Origin of the sequence: Thalassotalea euphylliae, assembly GCF_003390375.1 — a bacterium.
Classification (GTDB): Bacteria; Pseudomonadota; Gammaproteobacteria; order Enterobacterales; family Alteromonadaceae; genus Thalassotalea_F; species Thalassotalea_F euphylliae_A.
In genome coordinates this window covers 757,528-780,371 of sequence record NZ_QUOT01000001.1, presented here as the reverse complement: position 1 = coordinate 780,371, position 22,844 = coordinate 757,528, and the positions used below count along the sequence as shown (strand labels likewise).

The window sequence follows — 22,844 nt, the reverse complement described above, 5'->3', positions numbered from 1 at the left end:
AATGAAAAGTAAATCAATCAAAAAACTCTACACCTTACACAGTTGGGTTGGCATTATTACAGGCATTCTGTTGTTTGTTATTGCCTTTACTGGCGCGGTTTCGGTATTTAGTCGACCTGAAATTAAAATTTGGGCGAATCCTGAAATTCGTACTTTAGCTCAAGTTGATACGGCAAAAGTGGAACAATTAGTCGCTGAATATGCGACCCAAGTACCCGAACATTACCAAGAAGAAATACTGATATTTCTGCCACGAGTCGGCGGTAATAAGCATCTAGCGATTATTTTTGAAGCCCATCATGGTGAGCCTATTACATCAGATGACGCAGGTATCGATGGCACCAAAAGCGAACAAGGTGAACAAGCCGAGCAGAAACATAGCCCACCTGTCGGCACTTCATTTGAATTCGATCCACGTAGCTATGAGCTGGTGCGAGAAAAGTCTGGGTTAATGTCTGAGATTTTCGCCACTTACGAATCCGATATGGCAGATTTTATTGTCGATTTTCACGCCGACTTACACCTTGGTCGCCCCATTGGCTTATTAACCACTGGTGTGCTTGGCCTTACAATGATGTTATCTATCGTTACGGGGATATTTATTCACCGTAAAATTCTTGGTCAGCTTTTTACGTTTAGACCAAGAAAAAGCTATAGCTTGATGCTTAATGACGGGCACAAAGCGATTGGTGTGTGGGGTCTGTTATTTAACTCTGTGATCGCATTTACTGGCGCATTTTTAGGCTTGGCTGTGGTTGTTTTAGTGCCGGCTGCGGCATTTGTGTCATTTGGTGGTGATCAGGATAAGCTTGTCGAAACCTTTACCGCGATCCCTGAGCCCATTATTCAAAACGTTCAACAGTCTACGGCAATTGGTTCAGCATTTGATCATGCTTTTGAACTGCATGACGAAGTCATTGTCCGTTCAATGACCGTAATGGGCTACGGTGATGCCAGTGCAAAAATGTACGTTGGTATTGCTGGTGGACAGAATATTGCCGCGCAAACCGCTGTTTATCAAGCAGGGGGGGAGTTTGTAGAGCGCTATAGTAACTTTGGCCGCATCGAAGGGGTAACTGGCAATATACTCGATATTATGTTCCCACTGCACTTTGGAAATTTTGGTGGCATTTTAGTGAAAGCAATATGGACTGTACTTGGCCTAGGAACAGCGTTACTGCCGTTGACCGGATTAATGCTGTGGATGGAGCGGGGTCTCAATGCCGCCAATCCGAAATACTCGATGGCAACTTACCAACGCTTTAACAGATTGATTGTCGGCAGTTGTGGCGGCATTGTGGTGGCGACTATGCTGTTATTCCCAACTCAAATGATAATTAAGTTTGGCATGGGGAATAACGATGTCGGTAGCATTATCGGCTGGCCATTTTTTATCAGTTGGTTAGCAATTATAGTGGCGGCATTTTTGGTAACTTGTGAAAAGCATTTTGCGCGCCAGCTAGCTTATGTAATCGCAGCATTGCTTATCGCCGTATTACCGATTGATTTATTGGTCACAGGCACCAACAAAATGACTGAACTAGCGGCAGGTCATTACTTAAGTTCTGGTATTGATCTAGTTTGCTTAGCGCTCGGTTTATACCTGTTTAAGCTGATGAAAAACTTCCCTACACCACAGCCTAGCGAAAACGCAACGGTGATTAACCAGATTGTTGCTAATCAGGCTAGTGCTAACCAGACAGGTGCTAAGGAGGCCGTTTAAATGACGATTATTGCAATATTAGTAACGGTTTTTGGCTTATTAATGGCAGATGAGAGCGGCAAGTTAACAGCGAACATCGTTAAGCAGCTAGTGTCTTTGCTCGCTTTGGTAGTGGCAACCGTGTTGCTTTGTTATCAATTTGGCACATTGCGCGGAGTGTTTGTTTTCCTTGGGGTCGCAAGTGTATTGGGCACTTTATTGACCTTATTTAGGGCAAAACTCATCAATAACTCAGTACATACTTCTTAATACTTAGCAGGTGAATTTACCAAACCTGCTAATATTCAAACAACATTTGCAACACAAACCACAGCAACATAAACGCCAGTAACAAAAATGTTACTGGCTCACTTTCCAAATTATCACAGCGTTCTTATCACCTTCTTATCGTAGCCGCTGGTCGTTAATCATACGCAAAACACCCATACGATTATGTTTAACACTATGAAATTTAAAGTGATACTAGAGGTCGGATGTGAATTTTATGTTATCGGCTGAAAATAGAATGTAAACTTTCAAAAACGTTTACGAAATATAGTCACGGATGGTTTAATCGTAAAAAAATGTAAATAAATTGAAATAAAGTGTATTTGTTGCCGTTCAATTTTCACACATGTTAAAAAGTTGAGTAACGATTTTGCAGTTGTACCGTGTATTGTTGACTAGTGTTGTATCGATCAGTATCACACTGTCGGGTTCTTTACTGGCGAACCCATTGTTAAAAGAACAATTTAAACGTCCAGACACCATCCCATTTCCTGCCGATAATCCTTACTCTGTGCAAAAAGCCGCACTGGGCAAAATGCTTTTCTTCGATCCGAGGCTAAGTAACAATCGCAATATGACCTGTGCAACTTGTCATAATCCTAGCTTTGGCTGGGAAGATGCAACAGCGCGCTCGGTCGGGGATCAAAATACTCAACTTGATCGCCACTCTCCCAGTATTATCAATGCTGCTTGGGGCGACCGATATTTCTGGGATGGCCGAGCGGCATCGCTAGAAGAGCAGGCAAAAGGGCCAATAGAAAGTGCGGTTGAAATGAATTTGCCATTACCTGAGGCGGTAGCACGCTTATCGCAAGTGCCGCAGTACCGTACTTGGTTTGGCCGAGTGTTTGGCAGTGAAGGTATTACCGCAGACACCATCGCTAAAGCCATCGCAACATTTGAGCGCACCATTGTTTCTGGTGAAGCCCCCTTCGATCGCTGGGTAAACGGTGACGAATCAGCCATTAGTCCGGCTGCAAAACGAGGCTTTGACTTATTTGTTGGTAAAGCAAAATGTGTTGATTGTCATTCCGGTTGGAACTTTACTGATATGCAGTTTCACGATATCGGCTTACCGGGTAATGATTTGGGTCGCGGCCAATTAACTGGCAATGCACAAGAGAATTTTGCGTTTAAAACTCCTAGTTTACGCAATATAGGTCAACGCGCGCCATACATGCATGACGGCCGTTTTGAAAATTTGACTGGCGTTATTGGTCACTACATCCCAGGTGGTGTTAAGCGTCCAACACTGTCGACAAAAATGGTGCCTATCGCGCTGTCAGCTCAAGATATTAACGATCTTGAGGCATTTATGCTGACACTTACCGGCGAAGATACCGCCGTTAGCCTTCCTACTTTGCCTTATTAAGACGTTTTCACGGAGCACTCATGACAATTAAATCGAAACTGCTGTCGAGCTTTATCGTGATCATTATGGCCTTTGGTACGCTAGCGGTCTATTTGGTTTACCTACTATTCCAGCAAGGCCAACAAACCATATACGCGTTTCATCAGCCACTTCAAGCGGTGGTCAGTAGCCAGACCGCTGCCGATAAATTTAAACAAGCGGCGGCGCTTGCGGATAATGTGCTCGCGATGACAATGCCAAGTGATAGCAACTCAGTTATCACTAAGTATCAAGCGCTCAAACAAGAATTTAATCAAGCGGTTGATAACGCTCAAGCAAATGCCTTGACTGATAATACACGTGAGCTGGGGCAATCATTACTCGCCTCATCACTCAATTGGTTTGAGCAAACTGAGCTGCATTTATCAGCATCAGGTCACCAATCATTGCAAGACATGCGACTGCTGCGTCAGCAACAAACGGAAATTGCGCAAATGTTAACTGAGTTTGCGCAACAAACGCTTGAAGATGCTGCTAAAATTGCTGATGACGTTGAGCAGGCGACTGACGGTGAAGTACAAGGCTCAATAGTCGTTTTATTAGTGTTTACATTGGCAGCCTTGTTTGTTTCGTTTTACCTAACGAAAAATCTGCTTCGCCCGATTGATGGGCTTAAAGATGCAGCAATTGCGTTATCACGTGGTGATGGCGACTTAACGCGTCGCCTCGTCAACAATGATAAAGATGAAATCGACGCGCTCAGTAAGGAATTCAATTCGTTTATTGATAAAGTGCAGCATATTGTCAGTGAGATAGCGGGCTCAGTTACTCATACTCATGGCAAGTTATCAGAATTTTCTCGCATTTCTGATAGTACGCAACAAGGTACAGAACAACAAAAAGTAGAAATTGAACGTGTTAACGAGTCGATTAGCCAAGTGCTTACGCTTGGCTCACAAGTCACTGAATCAAGTGAGTCTGCGCAGCGTCAATCTGACGAAATCGTTGATTACACCAAACAAGGTGTTGAACTTACTGAGCAAAGTAATGAACGCATGGCCTTGCTGACTGAAAAGGTTGAAGCTGCCAGCGACGTTATTTTCTCCTTGAGTAATTCAAGCGGCGAAATTAACTCGGTCATCGAAGTTATTCAGGTAATTGCCGATCAAACGAATTTACTTGCGCTAAACGCCGCGATTGAAGCTGCTCGAGCAGGTGAAGCAGGACGAGGCTTTGCTGTGGTTGCAGAAGAAGTGCGCGCGCTGGCGATAAAAACGCAAGAATCGACAAGTAGCATTCAACAAACCATTGCCAAAGTGCAAGGTATGGCGAATGAAGCTAAAGACTTGATGGAAGTGGGCCGTGATCAAGTTCATTCTTGTCGTGAGGTGAATTTGTCACTGACGGATTCGTTGTCACAAGTGCTCGACAAACTAACTGAAATTCAACAGGTTAATGGCGAAGTAGGGCGCTTTACCCAAGAGCAGGAATTAGCGGTGAAAGAAGTTAATGAGTTCTTGAATCGCATTACGCTGATAGCCAATGAAACTGCGAAAGACAGCTTAAGTTTGAAAGATAATAGCGTTGAAGTATTAAGTGCGATTGAGCATGTTAATGCCAATGTATCGACCTTTAAACTAGCCTAGTTTAAAGCGTTTCAATATTTATAACCTGTCATATTAACCTAACTAGCCAACCCAGCATTCATGGCTGGGTTGCTCTTCTAATTTAACCAACTCAACTGATTTTCGAAAATCTAATTTACGAGAATCCAAGTGGCAAAAACCAATCGTTACAAATACTTTAACTAAGCCTTGCTTTCCAAGTGAGCTCGGCGCAACACTTGTTCTATAAATTGCCACTTGCTTTGCGTGTAACGCTCTCTGTCTTTTGGATATTGCATGGCTAATTGTCGCTTTAGTTTGGCATATTCAATTGCTACTGACTGATGTGCTCGCAAGTAATCACGAAAGAGGATGCGCTCATGCCATAGCGGGCTTTGATAGGGGGCTAAGTGTAAATGGTGGGTGCGAATTTCTGGCGATGGCTTGCAAAACCAATGCATCACCTCTGGCTTGTATGGGTAATAGCAGTAGCCGCTATCGACTAACACTTGAATAGCATCTTGAGCATGATTTAGTGACTTCACACCAACCATTATATCAATTACAGGCTTGGCCGCTAATCCAACGATGGAAGTGCTACCTACATGTTCAATGGTGCCGCAAAGCCAATGGCTAATAACGCGCTCGATATGTTGTTTTTCGGCGCTAAATAGTTGTGGCCAGCGAGCGTCGTAATCTACTATTTCAATCAACTAAACCTCTCATCATACTAAAAAATTTTTTACTAGCTTATATGTGCTACTGCTTATAATTTTTGCCGCATTGTAGCGAATTACAGCCATTATTTTTAAACGCACCTTACAAAAAATGCAGATAAATTACACAAATTTTTAAACCTTTTTAATTCACCCCGCTACTTACCCTTTGATTGTTCTTTTTAATTCAAATTTCGGGAAAGCGTTGTGAAAATTGCAGACACTAGCGGACAGGATGTCGTCCTGACGCCAAAATCCAATAAAAAAACGTGGCTAGTAAGCGGTTTATCCGTTGCCATTATTCTTGTTTTATTTTTCTTAGCAGCCCCTGCGATCAGCAGTTGGTCGTCAGGTGAAGCCAGTATTGCGCGCGACAGGCTGCGCATCGCTACCGTGGAACGCGGCGACTTGGTCAGAGATTTATCTGTGCAAGGGCGAGTCGTTGCCGCAGTTAGCCCAAGGCTTTATGCAACAGGGCAAGGCACAATTACTTTTTCTGTTGATGCTGGCGATGAAGTTTCTAAAGGTCAAGTATTGGCGAGTATCGACAGCCCTGAATTAACCAATGAGCTGAAACAAGAGCAAGCGAGCCTAGAGCAGCAAAAACTCGAACTCGAACGACAAAAAATTCAGGCGAGAAAACAGGCGCTAGAAGACCAAAAGTCAGTAGATATGGCTAAAGTCACTTTAGTGGCGGCAGACCGAGAAAAGCGCCGTGCAGATAAAGCCTACGAATTTAAATCCATCAGCCAAATTGATTTCGAAAAAGCGCAAGACGATCTACAAAACGCGCAGTTTGTTTTTCAACACGCAGAGCAAGATGCTGCGCTGAACGCCGAAAGCTTAGCGTTTGAGATTAAAACCAACCAACTGCAAGTTGACCGCCAAGCGCTTTTGGTTAAAGAGCTGCAGCGTAAAGTTGATGAGTTGATACTGCGCTCTCCCGTAAGCGGCATAGTGGGTAACTTGGCAGTAAAACAAAAGAACCAAGTTAGCCGCGACCAACCTATTCTAAGCGTTGTTGATTTATCTGAATTTGAACTCGAAGTGTTTATACCCGAAAGCTACGCCGATGATCTAGCCATTGGTATGGCCGCTGAGGTAACAGTTAATGGCGAAACGTATGCGGCTAACTTAGTTACTATCTCGCCCGAAATCGAGAACAATCAAGTAACTGGGCGTGTACGTTTTGCCGCCTCCGACACTTCACAACCACCTGGCCTGCGCCAAAACCAGCGCTTAACCACTCGTATATTGATGGAGCGAAAAGCTGATGTGCTAATGGTGCGCCGTGGTCAATTTTTAGAAAGCTCAAGCGGACGATTTGCCTTCAAAATTATCGGCGATAGCGCTGAAAAAGTGACAATTGTCACCGGTGCACGCAGTTTGTCTATGGTGGAAATTAGCAGCGGCCTTGCTGTTGGTGACCAAATTATTGTTTCCAGTACTGACCAGTTCAACGATGCCAGCAAAATTCTGTTAACGAATTAACTACTTGTTATAACAACGAAAATATTACGCAGGCTGGTAATACGCTTATCAGCCACTGCTCAAAAGAAAACGACATAAGAAGGAAGAATATCATGCTCACCATGACCAATATAAAAAAGGTATTTCGCACTGAGGTAGTCGAAACACATGCACTTCGTGATTTTAATTTACAGGTAAATGAAGGTGAATTTGTCGCCGTAACTGGCCCGTCAGGCTCAGGTAAAACAACCTTTCTCAACATTGCTGGCATGTTAGAAACCTTTAACAGTGGAAGTTATGTGCTTGATGGCGAAGACGTTAGTCACCTCAATGACAATCAGCGCAGCAAACTGCGCAATGAAAAAATTGGCTTTATTTTTCAAAGCTATAACCTGATCCCCGATTTAAATCTGTTCGACAATGTCGATGTACCATTGCGTTATCGCGGTTTTAATGCCAAAGAGCGCAAGTCGCGAATTGAGGAGAGCCTTGAAATTGTCGGTTTAGCGAGCCGAATGAAGCACCTGCCTTCGCAGCTCTCTGGTGGTCAGCAACAACGTGTCGCAATTGCCAGAGCACTGGCTGGTAAGCCAAGATTTTTGCTGGCTGATGAACCAACCGGCAACTTAGATTCAGCGATGGCACAAAGTGTGATGGAGCTACTGAAAAATATTAACAAAGCTGGAACCACCATTGTCATGGTTACCCATGATCCGCACCTAGCAACTCAGGCTACGCGCAATATTTTTGTTAAAGATGGCCAAGTGAGCGATATCGATACCGAGCAAGTTGCGGCAAGTGCAGCAGATGTGGTCGCTATGCCAGCTGCACAAGCTTAGTAGCAGAAAAAACATTCACGAGAGAACATTTACGAAGAAAAATAACAGGAGGCAATATGTTTGGTTATTACCTGAAACTTGCCGTGAAAAGCATTAAAAAGAATGCACTACTAAGCATGCTAATGGTGCTTGCTATCGCCTTAGGCATAGGGGCGAGCATGACCACGATCACCGTAAACTATTTAATGTCGGCCAACCCCATTCCAGATAAAAGTACGCAGCTTTTTTACGTGCAGGTTGACAGCTGGGATCCGCACAATGCATTTAATGATGACAATGGCGATCCACCCAACCAAATTACTTGGACAGAAGCCAATAACTTGTTCAATGCGCAACAAGCAACCAAGCAGGTCGTAATGGCAAAGTCAGGCGGCATTATTGTTCCTGAGAATCAAGATATTAATCCGTTTCAAGCGTCAATTCGTCTAACCACTGGTGACTTCTTTACCATGTTCGACACACCGTTTTTGTTTGGCGGTGGTTGGCAACTCGCGAGTGATCAGCAACGAGAGCAGGTGATTGTGTTAACTAAGCGCATTAACGATAAGTTGTTCGGCGGTGAGAACTCGATTGGTCGCACGGTATTGCTTGCGGGGCAAAACTACAAAGTTGTTGGTGTGCTTGATGCTTGGCAGCCCATGCCGAAGTTCTACGATGTTAACAACGGCGCATTTGACGAAAGCGAAGAAGTGTTTATTCCATTTTTCTTGAAGGAAACCTACGAGCTGCCTAACTGGGGCAACACCAACTGCTGGAAAAGCCCAGAGGGTGAAGGGTTTAAAGCGTTTTTACAATCTGAGTGTATTAACTACCAGATGTGGGTTCAGCTAAACAGTGAGCAAGAAAAGTCAGATTATCTGGCGTTTCTAAACAATTATGTGAGTGAGCAAAAAGCCTTGGGGCGATTTCCAAGAGACATGAATAACCAATTGCTAGATGTGATGGGCTGGATGGAAAACCAACAAGTGGTAGAAGACGACGCCAAAATGATGATGTGGATGTCGTTTATGTTTTTGGTGGTGTGTTTGCTTAATACCGTAGGCTTGCTGCTGGCCAAATTTATGGGGAAATCAGCCGAAATTGGCTTGCGCCGTGCCATTGGTGCGTCGAAACGCGATGTATTTATACAGCACATTATTGAGGCCGCAACTATAGGTTTGCTCGGGGGCTTGCTGGGCCTAGCGCTGGCAATGTTTGGCTTAGTTGGTATCAAGACCTTATACGGTGACTTTGTCGAAAATTTAGTGTCGCTTGACTGGGTGATGGCATTTACTGGCATTGGTATTGCCATAGTTGCCAGTGTATTAGCGGGTTTATACCCAACTTGGCGAGCATGCAATATTGCACCTGCGACGCAGCTAAGTAGCCAATAGTTGGCCAGCAACAAAGAAGCATAAAATAGGAGCAACACAATGCTTACATTAGGACCTATATTTCGCGCCTTGTTGCGCAACAAAGTTGGCGCACTGCTGATAGCGATACAAATCGCCTTTACTATGGCGATTATTGTCAACTCTGTATTTATCATTATTGAGCGCAGCCAAGAAACTAAGCGACCCAGTGGCATTGACGAAGCGAATTCGTTTTTCGTGAACAGCAGTGGATTTTCTGAAAACTTTAGCGCCAAAGCGACCATTGAAGAAGACTTAGCCAATATTCGCGCGCTACCTGGGGTGATTGATGCAATTCAGATCAATGCGATTCCGGTGAGTGGCAGTGGCTGGTCAATGGGCTTACAAACCGAACCCGGCGCCGAGCATGATGGCGTTGGTACTGCGGTTTATATGGTTGATGAACGCGGTATTAATGCGCTTGATGTGCAGTTACTCGCCGGTGAGAATTTTAGCGCGTCTGATATCCGCTGGCGTGGCAATAGCGCAAGCGACTGGCCGGATAAAATTATTGTGACAGAGGCAATGGCAAAGCGTTTGTTTCCCGATCTAGATTACGCTCAAACTATTGGTAAAACTGTTTATATCAATGATACTGAACCAATGATCATCACTGGCGTTATCGATAAACTCCAAGCGCCGTGGGTGGGTTGGAATAACGTTGATAATTCATTCTTATCGCCAGAGTATTTAGAACGCGACTCAAGCAGTTATTTTATTCGCACGGAGGATGGCCAGCGAGATGAAATGATGAAGCAAGTTGAGGAATTGCTATCGGCCAATAAGTCTCGTGTCGTGCAAAATATGCGCAGCGTAGACTACGTGCGAGAGCGCAGTTATCGCGGTCATAACGCGATGATTAAAATTCTGAGCACAGTGATCATTACGCTGACCATAGTGACCAGCTTAGGTATTGTTGGTTTAGCTAGTTTTAGTGTTAATCGCCGTAAAAAGCAGATCGGTATTCGTCGTGCGTTAGGGGCGACGAAAGCGGATATTTTACACTACTTTATGACGGAAAACCTGATCATCAGCGCTTTCGGTGTATTGCTTGGAGCGGCATTAACGATTGGCCTTAATATGGTATTAGTTAACGCTTTGTCACTGACACCCATGAGTTGGTTCTATATTCCTGTGGGTATGTTGGTGCTTTGCCTTGTTGGTCAAGCCGCAGTATTTGGGCCAGCCCGAAAAGCAACAAGTATCGCTCCGGCAACTGCGACTCGAACGGTTTAATTCGCCAAGACAAAAGTGAGTGCTCGTGTTCAATGGGTACTCACGCTCCACCTCTTGATATACTTTTTGACATCTAACCCGTATTTTTACGAAATTTTACACGCCAGCGCTTATCTTCTAACGCTAATTTATTTATATTGAGGCTCGTTCATTTAGGATTCATTAATTACTCGTTAGAGTGGTTGATATCTTGTCGGTAAGGAATTGTTTTTTCTATGCTTGTGCTTGCAAAGCGACTTTTTATTGCTTGCTCTTTGTTGATTGTTTCTGGTTGTGCGACATTGCAGCTGAATAACCTATTTCAAGATTACGCGTCACAATTCCAACTTGTTCGGGCAGCACTGTCTCAAGGGAATGTTGCGAGCGCTATTCAACAGGTACCCAAAGCGCATGCAGGCGGTACTAATTATCAATTATCGTTAGTCGAACAGGGGCGATTGGCCTTTTTACAAGGTGATATAAACCAAAGTCGTTGGTGGTTTGAGCAAAGCTATCAAGCACTTGAGACACAGCGAAATCGAGCAAAGTTAAGGTTAGGTCAAGGTCTAGAGCGCGTGAATACTTTAGTGACCAATGACAATGCTATCGCTTATCAAATGCCTGCTTATGAGCAAAGTATGATGCATGGTTACCAAGCACTTAACTATGCCTTGGCCCATGACTTGGAAGGCGCTCTGGTTGAAGTGCGCCGCGCCAATCAGATTCAAGAAGCTGCACTAGTCCAATATGAAGATGAGCTTATTGAGGCGAATGCTGAGCAGCAGAATGTTGACTTTAGTTACCTTGATAACACTATGTCGGCATTAACAAGCAAAGCTGGGCAGATAAAAAATGGTTTTCAAAATGCTTACACATTTTATTTATCGGGCATTTTTTATGAAGCGGCTGGCCAGCTTAACGATGCCTATATTGACTATAAAAAGGCGTTAGAAATCTTCCCGGATAATCAATATTTACAGCGCGATGTATTAAGGCTTGGTTCAGTATTAGGGATGAATAATGATCTTGAATACTACAATCAGCAGCTTGGTAAGGCGTATGTTAATGAGTTATTGAACACTCGCGTCTTTGGCGATGAAAAAGGCGATGAAAAAGGCGGTGAGCAAAACACTAAGCAAGGCGCGTTAGCGCTAAAACAAGGACAGTTAGTTGTTGTTTATGAACAGTCACTGATTGAAGCTAAACAAGAGCAAGCGGTGCGTTTACCGATTTGGACGAGCGGAGGCGACCCAAGGTTTTACAGTGTGTCGGTGCCTAGCTATTCGAAAAGCTATGTAAAAGGCCATTCAAAAAGCTATGCAAATACAAGCGATGGGAATAATAGTGCGTCATCTCGAGCGCTTGAACTTCAACTGGGCAAAGAAACATTAACCGCTGAGACCATTGTTAATTTACAGGCGTTAGTTGCCAAACAGTTAGCAGAGAGTTTGCCGTCAATCGTGAGTCGTCAAGTATTGCGTTTAGTGGCGAAAGAGCAAGTGCGAAGAAAGCTAAGCAAAGAGGGCGGTGATGTCGGTAATATTTTGGCTGGCTTGTATAACCTCGCGTCTGAGCGTGCCGATACACGTAGTTGGCTAACGTTACCAGGCGATGTTCAAATTATTAAAGCTGACCTGCGAGCAGGTGAGCATCAACTTAGCTTTAATCGCAAAAATTTAGCGGCTAATGACACTATGGTCACTATAGCGCCCAATAAAATAACCTTAGTGGTGATCTCAGAAATTGGGCAAGTATGGCAAGTCAAACAGGCCGTGCTTTAGCGACGTTAACTGTTTACACAAGCTCAAGAAGAAATTTTAAGAAAAACGGAAAGGAATTAACTATGAAAAAAGCGTTATTTATCGCATCAGCGTTGTCAGTAATGGTGTTAGCAGGTTGTTCAAGCAAGCAAGTTGTGAGCTACGGTGATGCAACTGCTGTTGAAACGACGGATATCAATTTTGGCTCAACTGATTTACAAACTGTGGCGAATCAGATGACTGACTCATTAATCGCGTCGCCGATTATTGGTTCATTAACTCAAAACAAACGCCCAGTGGTATTTGTTGAGCGTTTAAAGAACAAAACTAGCGAGCATATTGATACGGAATCCATTACCGATTCAATTGCTACTAAAGTGCTGCGTTCTGGCAAATTCCGTTTTGTTGATATGAGCCGTGTTGAAGCCGTGCGTAAGCAATTAAACTTTCAACAAACTGGCGGCCTAGTGGATCCAAGCAAAGCGATTCAGTTTGGTCAGCAAGTAGGCGCTGAATATATGTTATACGGCAACTTATCAAGTATTGTTAAAACTAACGAAGATAAGAAAGATGTCTACTATAAATTTACGATGCGTTTAATGGATCTAAAAAGCGGCATTATTGAGTGGGCCGATGAAACTGAGATTCGCAAAACTCGCGAGAAAGCATCAATTGGCTGGTAGCACTAGCGCTACTTTAAGCTTGAATATGTTGAAAGCATACATCATTGAAAAGCTAACTAAATAAGAGGTGAGCAAATGAAGAATACTGTGATTAATCGATTTCAGGCATTGTCTTTGTTATTGCCACTGATGTTCGCTAGCATTTTGTTTGTTAGTTTAACGGGAATGGCAAAGGCGAGCGAATACCAACGCAATCAGGCGGTGCCTGTGCAGCAAGTGCTGTTCGGTGAAGTGCTTTCGACGCGTCGAATCACTGAGCGAGAAATTCGCGAAGACCAAGCCAATGGTTGGCAGGTATTTGGTGGCGCACTCATTGGTGGCGCGATAGGTTATCAATTTGGCGATGGCTCAGGGCAAGCGATAGCGACCATTTTAGGTTCGCTATTAGGTGCCGCGGCTGCTGACAACAATCACTCTCGTAGACAAGAGCGTGTATTAGAGTTGATCGAACTTAATATTCGTGTAGAAGATGGCAGTCAATATATGGTGATTCAAGATTATGATCGCCGTATGGTATTTAGTGCTGGTGATGAAATACGGATGATTTACCTAGCTAACGGCAGCGTGAGAATTGATAAGCAGTTGTAGCTGAAATTATACGAGTTGCGCTAATCCTATAAATTCTCCTAAACCTTTTGCGCATAAAAAATAGTGATTAAAGAGTAGCGAGTAAAAGCTTTAAATAAAAAAGCCAGACTAAGAAAGTAGTCTGGCTTTTTGTTTTATGCGTTAGCTATAGCTATAGCGTTTCTGCAAAGTACTGCCTTTTGGCGATATTAGAATACCGTCACTAATGCAGTACGCACTAAGCTAGTATCTTCATTGGTTAGCTCATTATCTTGGGCGCTAAACTCTACTTTAAACGCAGCAGATTCGTGGAAGTCCCAGCGCGCACCAATTGTATAGTAGGTGTTGTCTTGCATACGGAAGTTTAAGAACTGACGAGTAAGATCAACTTGTGCCGCAAGTGATTCCGTTGTCGCTTGTGGTAGCTGATTGATAACGGGATTAACGTCGTTTTCAACCATACCGTATGTTGCGTGAACTAAAATATCATCAAAACGGTAGCCAATGGTGGCATACATAGCTTCTTCATTATCGACAGTCATGGTTTCGTAGTTTTGACGTGAGTATTCAGCAATAACTAACCAGTTGTTATAGTCAATTTGAATGCCCACTTCTGCGAAGTCCATGGTATCGTCTTCAACGGTAATTTGGTCAGCAACAAATTCAAATCCAGGCGTCGCTAGCCATGCGTTACCTAAACCATCGGCACGTGAGTTAGGCACAGTTACTTTAGCGGATAAAAATGCTGTATGTAAGGTTAACCAATCGCGAGTTAAGGTAAGGTTAGCACCGTACATATTGTTGAAATCAACATCGATGTCATCACCGGCAATATTCATTTCCGTTGTTTCAGCACCGCCTATTACTTGGATGCTTGATTCAAACTCTCCTAATGAGAAGTTGTGGCTGACACTAACACCGTCGTAGCTTGAAAACTCAGTTGCATAAAGACCTTCTGGTACGGTAATCCAAGGCATCGCATAAGATACGTCAAGGTATTCAGAGTACATAAACAGTGGTGCACGCTGACGACCCACCATTACCGTTGTTTGGTCATTTAAGCTGTAGCTTAAGTATGCCCACTCAAAATCAGTTTCCCAGTCGTCTTCACCACGAGCAATGATTTGGGCTGTTACACTAAGGCCATCGCCTAAATCGGCAGATGTTTGAAGGGCAAATAATGAGTCTTCTTTAAAGTCGACATCATCGTCATAACCCCATTGTGTATCACCATTTGATGCTTTACCTGCAACAATATTGGCAAAGCCGTTAAAGGTTAATTCAGCATGCGCTGATGACAGAGGAAGAGCCGCTGCTAAAGCAAGCGTAACAAGAGACTTTTTCATGATATTCCTTTGAATTATATTTATCTGCTCAGTCGCCATTGAAATGGCTGATTTTTTAAATTGAGCGATAAAATTAGCTAATAAAATTACTGCTTATTGCCAGCGCTTAGCTGACAAAAATTTGTTCGCGCTTTGTGTCGCTTGTTGTTGATAATTTTGTTTTCAATATTTTTGTATTTTCAGATGTCACTAAGCTATACCGTTACTCAAAACTAATTGTTTTACGGCGCTTTTTCCTAACCATAACAATCGGCTAATGATTATTTTGAGCACTTCAATAGTACTTTTATGGTTAATTTTGGCCGAAAAAATCCAGCGAAGTCACCGTGTACTTCGCTGATTTAGTAGATTTAGCGGAATTCGCTAGTGCATGGAAAATCTGTAATAGATTTCGCTAGAAGCGTTTTAGCACTTTGACTGAACCATCAACACTGCTGGCATCAACATAACCAATAGCATTGGGGGTTGAAGCAACAAAGCTGATAATGTCGGCATCTGAAGCAAGCTCTTTCAGTGGCTTGCCTTTACCCGTGAATAGGCGTTTGGACCAGTAAGCTTTAACTTGTGCAGAAGACTTTTTCAGTACTAGCTTTTCAAACTCGCCACGTGCTTGATTGCCCGCTTTACTATTTACTGCGTTAATGGTTTGGCCATCAGCAAAGGTTTTTAATTTGCCAAGGAAGGCACGAGAAATATCGCTATCCGACAAGCTATTACCATTAGCAGAATTGACAATAACGGCGACTTCAGCTGAGGCCGCTGTACTCATACTTAACAATAGTGATAACGATAAGGTTTTTAATAACTTCATAATACTTCCTTAAAATACAGTTACTAACGCAGTTCGAATTAAATTGCTGTCTTGATTAGATAAGTCGTTTTCCAAGCGGCTGTACTCAACTTTTAGTGCAGCTGAACTGTGGAAGTCCCAACGCGCGCCTAATGTGTAATAAGAACTGTCTTGTTCGCGGAATCTAAATACTCGCTCAGTCACTGCAGACAAACCATCAAGCTCTGGTGCAATACCAAAAGGCAATTGATTGATAGCATTGTTAACTTCGTTTTCGTCTTGACCGTAAGTTAGATGTACCAGCAGGTTGTCGAAACGGTAGCCGCCAGTCACGTACAATGACTTTTCATTTTTTAACGGCATGCTGTCGTATTCAACGTGTGTGTATTCACCAATAAACAACCAATTGTTGTAATCGATTTGGATACCAAATTCGGCAAATTTCGTTTCGTCTTCCACTAAGGTGACTTCATCGCCAATAAATTCGAACCCTTGGATTGCACGCCATGCGTTACCTAGCTCAGTGGCACCTTCATCTGGCAGTGAGAAGTCAGTTTGTACATAGGCGCTGCGCAAAGTTAACCAGTCACGTTGCAACGTTAGGCTGACTCCATAGATGTCTTCAAATTCAGATTCAACCATGTGGTCGATGACTTCAACATCGTTTGTCTCTGAACCAAAGAATGCTTGAACGCTGCTGTCAAATTCGCCCAGGGTAAAGTTGTGGTTAACGCTTAGACCGTCAAAGCGAGAAAGTTCAAGATCGTAAACACCCTGTGGTGGCGTGATCCAAGGATAAGCGTAAGAAACATCTAAGAAGCCTGAATACATGTAAAGTGGTGCACGTTGACGACCCGCTAAGATACGCGTGTTTTCTGTTAGGTCGTAGCTTAGATATGCCCATTCGAACTCCGTATCCCAGTCGTTTTCACCACGAGAGATAATTTGTACTGTCGCGCCTATACCTTTACCTAAATCTGTCGATGCTTGCAGCGCAAATAAAGAGTCTTGCTTAAAGTTAACATCATCGTCGTGACCCCATTGGCTATCACCGCTAGAGGCTTTACCTGCGACAATATTTGCAAATCCGTTAAAGCTTAACTCTGCTTGAGCAGAGGATAATGGCAGGGCAGCGGTTAACGCTAGCGCGAGCAAAGATCTTTTCATAATTTACCTATTTACTTCTATGCCGCAGTAAATCAATTAAAGTGATCACTTGTGGCAAAACTAAGTGAGTTAGAGAACACAGGTTATTTGTCTTCTCTGGAATTTTAAGGAGGTGAATTATACTGAAAGCGCTTTCTAAAAATAGGGCTAAAACGTTCATGTTTTGATTTAAAACAATGAAAATCAATGACTTGTTACGGTATTGTTAATTTTGTGAGGTGGACTTGTAAAACCTATGTGTCACTTTGTTATAGGGTGGTGTCAAAATAGCTAAGGCGGTTATTATTTATTCTTCTCTTGTTAGAGGAATATTGAAGTTGACGTGAACTTGATGGCTAAATTTTTGAAATTGCTTATTGGTTTGGAGTTTGTGCAACTTTAGCTTGCAAATGCTATTGCAACTCAATTGAATTTAATTGATTACAGAGGATGCTACAAAAAAGGCATAAACTAGTGTTAGTTTATGCCTTTGAATTTAAGAAACTCTAACGTTAATTCAGTTAGTCGTTAAAATGTTTTAAGTACTTTTACTGAACCGTCAACCGCACTTGCATCAACATAACCAATGGCATTAGGAGTTGAAGCAACCAGTGATAGCACTTGTGCGTCCGCGTCTAATTCTTGAAGTGGTTTGCCTTTACCTGTGAATAAACGCTTAGACCAGTATGCTTTTACTTGTGCAGGCGACTTCTTTAGCACTTTTTTCTCAAATTCTACGCGTGAGTCACTATTTGCTTTGCCGTTAACGGCTTTAATAGTTTGCCCGTCCGCAAAGTTTTTTAGCTTGCCCAAAAATGCGCGTGAGATATCGCTATCTGACATCGTATTTGCATTCGCTGGGTTAACAATTACGGCAACATCAGCAAAACTAGTCGTGCTTATCGAGAGTAACGCCGCGATAGAAAGTGGTTTGATAAACTTCATCATCGATTAACGTCCTACCTTAAAATACTGTGACAAGTGCAGTGCGCACTAAGCTGGTATCTTGGTTTAGTAAATCGTCGTCAAAACGCGTGAATTCAACCTTAAATGCGGCAGAATCATGAAAATCCCAACGAGCGCCTAGCGTATAGTATGAAGAATCTTCGCGTTGTGCAGCAAGCACTTGATTAGTAACACCGACTAATTGATCAAGCTCAGGGACAACACCTGAAGGTACACCATTGGTAACGGTTGCTGGTGTTTCTTCATCTTTTCCGTAAGTTAGGTGTACTAATACATCATTAAAGCGGTAACCAATCGTTGCAAACATTGACTCTTCATCACCTAGTGGTGTGCCTTCGTACGTGTTATCAACGTATTCTGCGATAAATAACCAATTGTTGTAGTCAATTTGAACGCCAAATTCTAAGAATTCACCTCTATCGTCATCTAAGGTTAGATCAGCAACGACTTGCTCAAAGCCTGCGTTAGTCCATGAGTTACGCAGAGGGTCTAAGATCGGCAGTGAAAACGATAAGTTAGCGGTAAAGTAACCACCGCGTAGGGTCAACCAATCGTTGTTAAAGGTTAATGCCGCACCGTAAATATTTTCAATTTGTGTATCAGTAACTTCAACACCACTAACTACTAGATCTTCTGAATTAGAGCCGTAAATAGCGTGAATACTTGAATCAAACTCGCCTAATGTAAACGAGTGAATTGCACTAATACCGTCAAAACGCGTGATTTCGAAATCATAAACGCCGTTAGGTGGAGAAATCCAAGGGTATGCGTATGACACGTCTAAATAGTCAGACAGCATATAAATTGGTGTACGCTGACGACCAGCAAGAATACGGGTATTGTCGTTTAAGCTGTAGGCTAAGTATGCCCACTCAAAATCTGCTTCCCAATCATCCTCACCACGAGCAATAATTTGGGCGGTCGCAGAAAGACCTTCACCTAGGTCTGAGCTTGCTTGTAAAGCGAATAATGAACCTTGTTTAAAATCAACGTCATCGTCATAGCCCCATAGCGTATCGCCGCTTGATGCTTGACCGGCGACAATGTTGGCAAAACCATTAAAACTAACTTCTGCTTGCGCAGCATTGGCAGATAAAAGGGTGCATAGCACACTGCTTAAAAGTGCTTTTTTCATGAGTACCTTTGTGTTGAATAGCGTTGTAATTCTAGTTTTCGAAAGTGCCGTTTAACTTGGCGTTAAACGCATGATTATTGAAGAGTTAACTTCAGCAGCTTAACAGAACTGTGATTTAAAGAAAAACTTTCAAAAAAATCGCCCCATGCACCAAAAGTGCAGGGGGCGATTCTCAATTAATATGATTTATATTGCAAGCAAATAGATAACAATAATTTTATATCTCATAGACATAGGTTATGTGTTATCAACAACTCGATATGCTGTTCGCCACAAAAATCCGAATTAAAATTATCGTTAAAAAAGTGAACTACACGTTAAATTGTTTAGTGACACCTTCCAGTTCGCCAGCTAAATCAGCAAGTTTATCACTTACTTGAGCAACATCGTTTGATACTTGCGTTGCTTCGTCAGCACAACTTTGAATATCTTCAACATGGCTAATCATCAGGCTAGATACTTGATGTTGCTGCTCAGTTGCCGTCGCGATTGCACCGTTCATATCGTTAATAATGTTAACTTTATCATTGATCGCAATTAAGCTTTCGCCTGCCTGGTGAGCAGAATCAACACTAGTATTTACACTTGCACAAGAGCTTTCCATTTTAACAACCGCTTCACCTGCCGCAGATTGCAACTGTGCCAGCATTTGGTTGATTTCTTCTGTAGATTCTTGCGTACGTGATGCCAGGCTGCGAACTTCATCAGCAACTACCGCGAAACCTCGACCTTGTTCACCTGCACGAGCAGCTTCAATTGCGGCATTAAGCGCTAGTAGGTTAGTTTGCTCGGCAATTCCTTTAATCACATCAAGCACTACGTTTACACGTTCAGTATCTTGCTGCAGCTGATTGATGGTTACCGCTGAACTTTCAATATCAACAGCTAGCGTTTGAATTTGCTTAACCGTTAACTCAACCACTTTGCGACCATTTTCTGCCTCGTCACTTGCTAATCGCGCCGCTTCGGCAGCGTCGGCAGCATTGTGACTAATACTAGCAATGCTTTGGCTCATCTCTTCTACTGATTGGCGAGACTGAACAACACTTTCTGTTTGGCGAGAAAATGTTTGCAATGACTGATCTGACAAACCTTGAATTTGGCTTGATGTTTGCGCAACGGGGGTTGCTGTATCAACTACATCTTTAATTACGGTTTGCAGTTTCTCGATAAAGCTATTAAACCAAAATACTAAATCACCAATTTCATCTTTACTGCTGGTTGATAAACGCACGGTTAGGTCACCGTTCTCTTTGGCGATATCCTGCATTGATTCAATGATGCTGTTTAAGTTGCGGTAAATCGCATTAGCAATGGGGACAGCCACTAGGAAGAGTACGAAAATGGTAATTGCACCAACGATCAAACCTAATGTACTTGTCGTGCTGGCGCTCTTTGCTGCACTATCAAAAGCATTGCTAAAGCTGTCATAGCGTTCGCCTTGAAATTTTTCTAATTTGGCATGAACGGTATCAAGCTGTGCGGTCATTTGCTTTGATATTTCGCCAATTTTTTCAAAATCTGCGCTGCCATCCACTAGCTGACTTGATAGCTTGTGACCAGTCGTGAAATAGGCATTAAAGTCGTCAAGAATATTGGTCAGTTCTTGTGCTGATTGAGGAGCAACTCTTTTACTCTCATTGATCCCTGCTCTGAATTCGTCAGCAAGACTAGCAGCAGTATCAAGTAATTCTTCTTCACCTAAAGTAACCGCGTTACCTAGGTTTTCTGTGATTTTATCTAATTTTACTAGGTTGCGATCTGCACCTTGTAACAGTTGATAATCAACTTTATAGGCTTGCTCCAACTGATCTACAGTATTGTTCATCGACAATATGCTGATTGCTAAATACAGGCAAAATCCAATCATACCCACTAGTGGTATAAGTAAGACTTTTGTTCTTATAGAAATTGATTTAATTGAAATCATATTTTTTTTGTACTGCCTTGTTATTGTGTTTAATTCTGACAAAAATTGGCTAAGGTTAAATAATAATCAAATAATTAGAGTAATTACGTAACAAAGTGTAGTTAGGCGAACTATCCATGGAATGAAATGGCAAATGCAGTTTAACGTAAGCGCTTGCCATTTGTGCTTGATCTACATCATCTATCAAGAACGATATTATACGGATAACATTTCATTGCACGATAAATTTTATAAAATAGAATGACTTGGGTGAATAATGCACATTATGAATAAATCTTGGTCAGTGCTGATTGGCAAAAGCTAAAAGGTGTTAACATTAGATTAAAAAAGGTGCATTTCACGGAAAACCGTTTGATGGTTAGGTGTTTTTTAATGAGATGTTGTAACAATATTGCTACTTTGTGTTTAGCTATTTTGACGAAAAGGTTTCTCGCAGATGAGAACTTTGACAAACAAAAGGCTCTTATTAATTGTTGTAAGATGGTGAAATTGGCGAAAGGGGCTAGTAAAAGAGGTTAAAGCCCAATGGTGCAACTAGTTTTAATATAGAGAGTTTATGTAGTGATGAATGCGGCTGTATTGATAAAATGAAACCTAATAGGGGTCACCATTAACAATACAGCCGATTATTTTGGCAAATTACTTTGGCAGATTAAGTCGATATTAGAATACAGTTACTAGTGCAGTGCGCACTAAGTTTGTGTCTTCGTTGGTTAAGTCACTTTCTAAACGGCTATATTCAACTTTAAATGCTGCTGATTCGTGGAAGTCCCAACGTGCACCTAAGCTGTAGCTTTTTGAATCTTCAGTACGGGCATTGAATACACGCGCAGTTGTTGCTGACAATTCGTCAAGTTGCGCGTTAATACCGTAAGGTAACTCATTAACCGTTGGGTTGGCGTCATTCTTATCACGTCCATAAGTTGCGTGCACAAGCACATCGTCAAAACGGTAACCTACAGTCACGTATAAAGACTCTTCAGTATCAGATGCTGATTCATCAAAGTCAGTGTGAGTGTATTCACTGATAACAAGCCAGTTGTTGTAGTCAATTTGTAAGCCAGCTTCAACGAATTGTGCTTGGTCATCTTCAAGCATTAGTTCAGTGCCAACATACTCAAAGCCAGGTACTTGGTTCCACGCTTCAAGAATTGCGTTACCAATCGGGGTAGGCATCGAAATATCAGTTGAAATGTAAGCGGCACGAAGCGTTAACCAATCGCGGTTAAACGTCGCATTAAAGCCGTGAATGTTATCGAAAGTTGAGTAAATGTCACTGTCTAACACGAGTACATCACGGCTTTCTGAACCGTAGATTGCTTGTACGTTGGTATCGAATTCACCAAGGCTAAATGAGTGGCTGATACTCGCACCGTCAAAAGAAGTAAACTGCAAGCTGTATACGCCTTCTGGTGGTGTAATCCAAGGGTAGGCGTAAGACACATCAAGGTAACCAGAGTAGATGTATAAGTTGGCACGCTGACGGCCAAGAATTACGCGGGTCTCTTCACTGATATCATATGCTAAGTAAGCCCATTCAAAATCAGTTTCCCAATCGTCTTCACCGCGAGAAATTAATTGCACGGTAGCACTAAGACCTTCGCCCAAGTCAGCTGTTGCTTGCAATCCAAATAATGAATCTTGTTTAAAATCAACATCGTCATCGTAGCCCCATTGTTCGTCGCCACTTGATGCTTTACCTGCGACAACATTGGCAAAACCGTTGAAGTTTAATTCTGCGTGAGCGGAAAGTGGAAGTGCTGCTGCTAGAGCGAGCGTAACAAGCGTCTTTTTCATGTACTACCTTACTGCTTATCTTGTTGTTTATTGAAAATGCAAAATGATGCTTGAGCTTGAGTCGATGGCTGCGTAAAAACGGGTATGCATCTGCGCGATAAACTGGTGACTTGTTACGTTTTATAATCTTTGTGAATGAACTAGATCA

General features: G+C 42.5%; 19 protein-coding genes. 11 read left to right on the top strand and 8 right to left on the bottom strand.

Annotated elements, in window-relative coordinates:
- The first annotated feature begins 1 nt into the window (after position 1).
- The 4 genes from DXX94_RS03465 to DXX94_RS03450 all read left to right on the top strand — a co-directional run bounded on the left by DXX94_RS03465 (position 2) and on the right by DXX94_RS03450 (position 4,987).
- A complete protein-coding gene (locus tag DXX94_RS03465; protein WP_116013877.1) occupies positions 2 to 1,723 on the top strand; it encodes a PepSY-associated TM helix domain-containing protein in 1,722 nt (573 codons plus the stop codon).
- Positions 1,724 to 1,972: a hypothetical protein gene (locus tag DXX94_RS03460; protein WP_116013875.1), complete on the top strand. Its 249-nt coding sequence runs from the start codon at positions 1,724 to 1,726 to the stop codon at positions 1,970 to 1,972. It abuts the gene before it with no gap.
- A gap of 388 nt (positions 1,973 to 2,360) precedes the next feature.
- Positions 2,361 to 3,362 carry a cytochrome-c peroxidase gene (locus tag DXX94_RS03455; protein WP_220348023.1) on the top strand — a complete coding sequence of 334 codons (1,002 nt, stop codon included), beginning with the start codon at positions 2,361 to 2,363 and terminating at the stop codon, positions 3,360 to 3,362.
- A gap of 20 nt (positions 3,363 to 3,382) precedes the next feature.
- Complete coding sequence (locus DXX94_RS03450; protein ID WP_116013872.1) at positions 3,383 to 4,987, top strand: methyl-accepting chemotaxis protein; 1,605 nt, start codon at positions 3,383 to 3,385, stop codon at positions 4,985 to 4,987.
- Positions 4,988 to 5,148: 161 nt separating this feature from the next.
- Here the strand turns inward: DXX94_RS03450 and DXX94_RS03445 are convergent, their stop codons facing one another.
- Positions 5,149 to 5,658 (bottom strand): GrpB family protein, encoded by a 510-nt coding sequence (locus DXX94_RS03445; RefSeq protein WP_181901469.1) that lies wholly within the window; start codon positions 5,656 to 5,658, stop codon positions 5,149 to 5,151.
- 210 nt (positions 5,659 to 5,868) lie between these two features.
- Between DXX94_RS03445 and DXX94_RS03440 the strand changes: the two genes are divergently transcribed.
- The 7 genes from DXX94_RS03440 to DXX94_RS03410 all read left to right on the top strand — a co-directional run bounded on the left by DXX94_RS03440 (position 5,869) and on the right by DXX94_RS03410 (position 13,607).
- The gene (locus DXX94_RS03440; RefSeq protein WP_116013871.1) at positions 5,869 to 7,152 is read left to right on the top strand and encodes an efflux RND transporter periplasmic adaptor subunit; all 1,284 of its coding nucleotides are present in this window, start codon (positions 5,869 to 5,871) and stop codon (positions 7,150 to 7,152) included.
- A gap of 92 nt (positions 7,153 to 7,244) precedes the next feature.
- Positions 7,245 to 7,970, top strand: coding sequence for an ABC transporter ATP-binding protein (locus tag DXX94_RS03435; RefSeq protein ID WP_116013869.1), 726 nt, complete (start codon positions 7,245 to 7,247; stop codon positions 7,968 to 7,970).
- A 56-nt stretch (positions 7,971 to 8,026) separates the two neighbouring features.
- Positions 8,027 to 9,343 (top strand): ABC transporter permease, encoded by a 1,317-nt coding sequence (locus DXX94_RS03430; RefSeq protein WP_116013868.1) that lies wholly within the window; start codon positions 8,027 to 8,029, stop codon positions 9,341 to 9,343.
- A gap of 39 nt (positions 9,344 to 9,382) precedes the next feature.
- Positions 9,383 to 10,597 carry an ABC transporter permease gene (locus DXX94_RS03425; protein WP_116013866.1) on the top strand — a complete coding sequence of 405 codons (1,215 nt, stop codon included), beginning with the start codon at positions 9,383 to 9,385 and terminating at the stop codon, positions 10,595 to 10,597.
- A gap of 215 nt (positions 10,598 to 10,812) precedes the next feature.
- Positions 10,813 to 12,357, top strand: coding sequence for a COG3014 family protein (locus tag DXX94_RS03420; protein ID WP_116013865.1), 1,545 nt, complete (start codon positions 10,813 to 10,815; stop codon positions 12,355 to 12,357).
- Positions 12,358 to 12,419: 62 nt separating this feature from the next.
- Complete coding sequence (lpoB, locus tag DXX94_RS03415) at positions 12,420 to 13,019, top strand: penicillin-binding protein activator LpoB (protein WP_116013863.1); 600 nt, start codon at positions 12,420 to 12,422, stop codon at positions 13,017 to 13,019.
- 75 nt (positions 13,020 to 13,094) lie between these two features.
- Positions 13,095 to 13,607: a glycine zipper 2TM domain-containing protein gene (locus tag DXX94_RS03410; protein ID WP_258872089.1), complete on the top strand. Its 513-nt coding sequence runs from the start codon at positions 13,095 to 13,097 to the stop codon at positions 13,605 to 13,607.
- 188 nt (positions 13,608 to 13,795) lie between these two features.
- On the opposite strand, the gene DXX94_RS03405 is transcribed toward DXX94_RS03410, so the two are convergent.
- From DXX94_RS03405 to DXX94_RS03375, 7 genes are all read right to left on the bottom strand, one after another.
- Positions 13,796 to 14,932 carry a porin gene (locus DXX94_RS03405; protein WP_181901468.1) on the bottom strand — a complete coding sequence of 379 codons (1,137 nt, stop codon included), beginning with the start codon at positions 14,930 to 14,932 and terminating at the stop codon, positions 13,796 to 13,798.
- Between the two features lie 394 nt (positions 14,933 to 15,326).
- Positions 15,327 to 15,743, bottom strand: a complete 417-nt coding sequence (locus tag DXX94_RS03400) for a phosphate ABC transporter substrate-binding protein (RefSeq protein WP_116013860.1) — start codon at positions 15,741 to 15,743, stop codon at positions 15,327 to 15,329.
- A gap of 9 nt (positions 15,744 to 15,752) precedes the next feature.
- Positions 15,753 to 16,889 (bottom strand): porin, encoded by a 1,137-nt coding sequence (locus tag DXX94_RS03395; RefSeq protein WP_116013859.1) that lies wholly within the window; start codon positions 16,887 to 16,889, stop codon positions 15,753 to 15,755.
- 507 nt (positions 16,890 to 17,396) lie between these two features.
- A complete protein-coding gene (locus DXX94_RS03390) occupies positions 17,397 to 17,816 on the bottom strand; it encodes a phosphate ABC transporter substrate-binding protein (protein WP_258872088.1) in 420 nt (139 codons plus the stop codon).
- Positions 17,817 to 17,832: 16 nt separating this feature from the next.
- Entirely contained in the window at positions 17,833 to 18,969 is a 1,137-nt protein-coding gene (locus tag DXX94_RS03385; protein WP_116013855.1) for a porin, read from the bottom strand.
- Positions 18,970 to 19,279: 310 nt separating this feature from the next.
- Entirely contained in the window at positions 19,280 to 20,797 is a 1,518-nt protein-coding gene (locus tag DXX94_RS03380; protein ID WP_181901467.1) for a methyl-accepting chemotaxis protein, read from the bottom strand.
- A 765-nt stretch (positions 20,798 to 21,562) separates the two neighbouring features.
- Entirely contained in the window at positions 21,563 to 22,696 is a 1,134-nt protein-coding gene (locus tag DXX94_RS03375) for a porin (protein WP_116013852.1), read from the bottom strand.
- Between the last annotated feature and the right edge of the window lie 148 nt (positions 22,697 to 22,844).

What these genes read in the sequence shown, in the direction of transcription:
- DXX94_RS03465 (WP_116013877.1), top strand. Translation starts at nt 2, where the DNA reads ATGAAAAGTAAATCAATCAAAAAACTCTACACCTTACACAGTTGGGTT.
- DXX94_RS03460 (WP_116013875.1), top strand. Translation starts at nt 1,724, where the DNA reads ATGACGATTATTGCAATATTAGTAACGGTTTTTGGCTTATTAATGGCA.
- DXX94_RS03450 (WP_116013872.1), top strand. Translation starts at nt 3,383, where the DNA reads ATGACAATTAAATCGAAACTGCTGTCGAGCTTTATCGTGATCATTATG.
- DXX94_RS03435 (WP_116013869.1), top strand. Translation starts at nt 7,245, where the DNA reads ATGCTCACCATGACCAATATAAAAAAGGTATTTCGCACTGAGGTAGTC.
- DXX94_RS03430 (WP_116013868.1), top strand. Translation starts at nt 8,027, where the DNA reads ATGTTTGGTTATTACCTGAAACTTGCCGTGAAAAGCATTAAAAAGAAT.
- DXX94_RS03425 (WP_116013866.1), top strand. Translation starts at nt 9,383, where the DNA reads ATGCTTACATTAGGACCTATATTTCGCGCCTTGTTGCGCAACAAAGTT.
- DXX94_RS03420 (WP_116013865.1), top strand. Translation starts at nt 10,813, where the DNA reads ATGCTTGTGCTTGCAAAGCGACTTTTTATTGCTTGCTCTTTGTTGATT.
- lpoB (WP_116013863.1), top strand. Translation starts at nt 12,420, where the DNA reads ATGAAAAAAGCGTTATTTATCGCATCAGCGTTGTCAGTAATGGTGTTA.
- DXX94_RS03410 (WP_258872089.1), top strand. Translation starts at nt 13,095, where the DNA reads ATGAAGAATACTGTGATTAATCGATTTCAGGCATTGTCTTTGTTATTG.
- DXX94_RS03405 (WP_181901468.1), bottom strand. Translation starts at nt 14,932, where the DNA reads ATGAAAAAGTCTCTTGTTACGCTTGCTTTAGCAGCGGCTCTTCCTCTG.
- DXX94_RS03400 (WP_116013860.1), bottom strand. Translation starts at nt 15,743, where the DNA reads ATGAAGTTATTAAAAACCTTATCGTTATCACTATTGTTAAGTATGAGT.
- DXX94_RS03395 (WP_116013859.1), bottom strand. Translation starts at nt 16,889, where the DNA reads ATGAAAAGATCTTTGCTCGCGCTAGCGTTAACCGCTGCCCTGCCATTA.
- DXX94_RS03390 (WP_258872088.1), bottom strand. Translation starts at nt 17,816, where the DNA reads ATGATGAAGTTTATCAAACCACTTTCTATCGCGGCGTTACTCTCGATA.
- DXX94_RS03385 (WP_116013855.1), bottom strand. Translation starts at nt 18,969, where the DNA reads ATGAAAAAAGCACTTTTAAGCAGTGTGCTATGCACCCTTTTATCTGCC.
- DXX94_RS03380 (WP_181901467.1), bottom strand. Translation starts at nt 20,797, where the DNA reads ATGAACAATACTGTAGATCAGTTGGAGCAAGCCTATAAAGTTGATTAT.
- DXX94_RS03375 (WP_116013852.1), bottom strand. Translation starts at nt 22,696, where the DNA reads ATGAAAAAGACGCTTGTTACGCTCGCTCTAGCAGCAGCACTTCCACTT.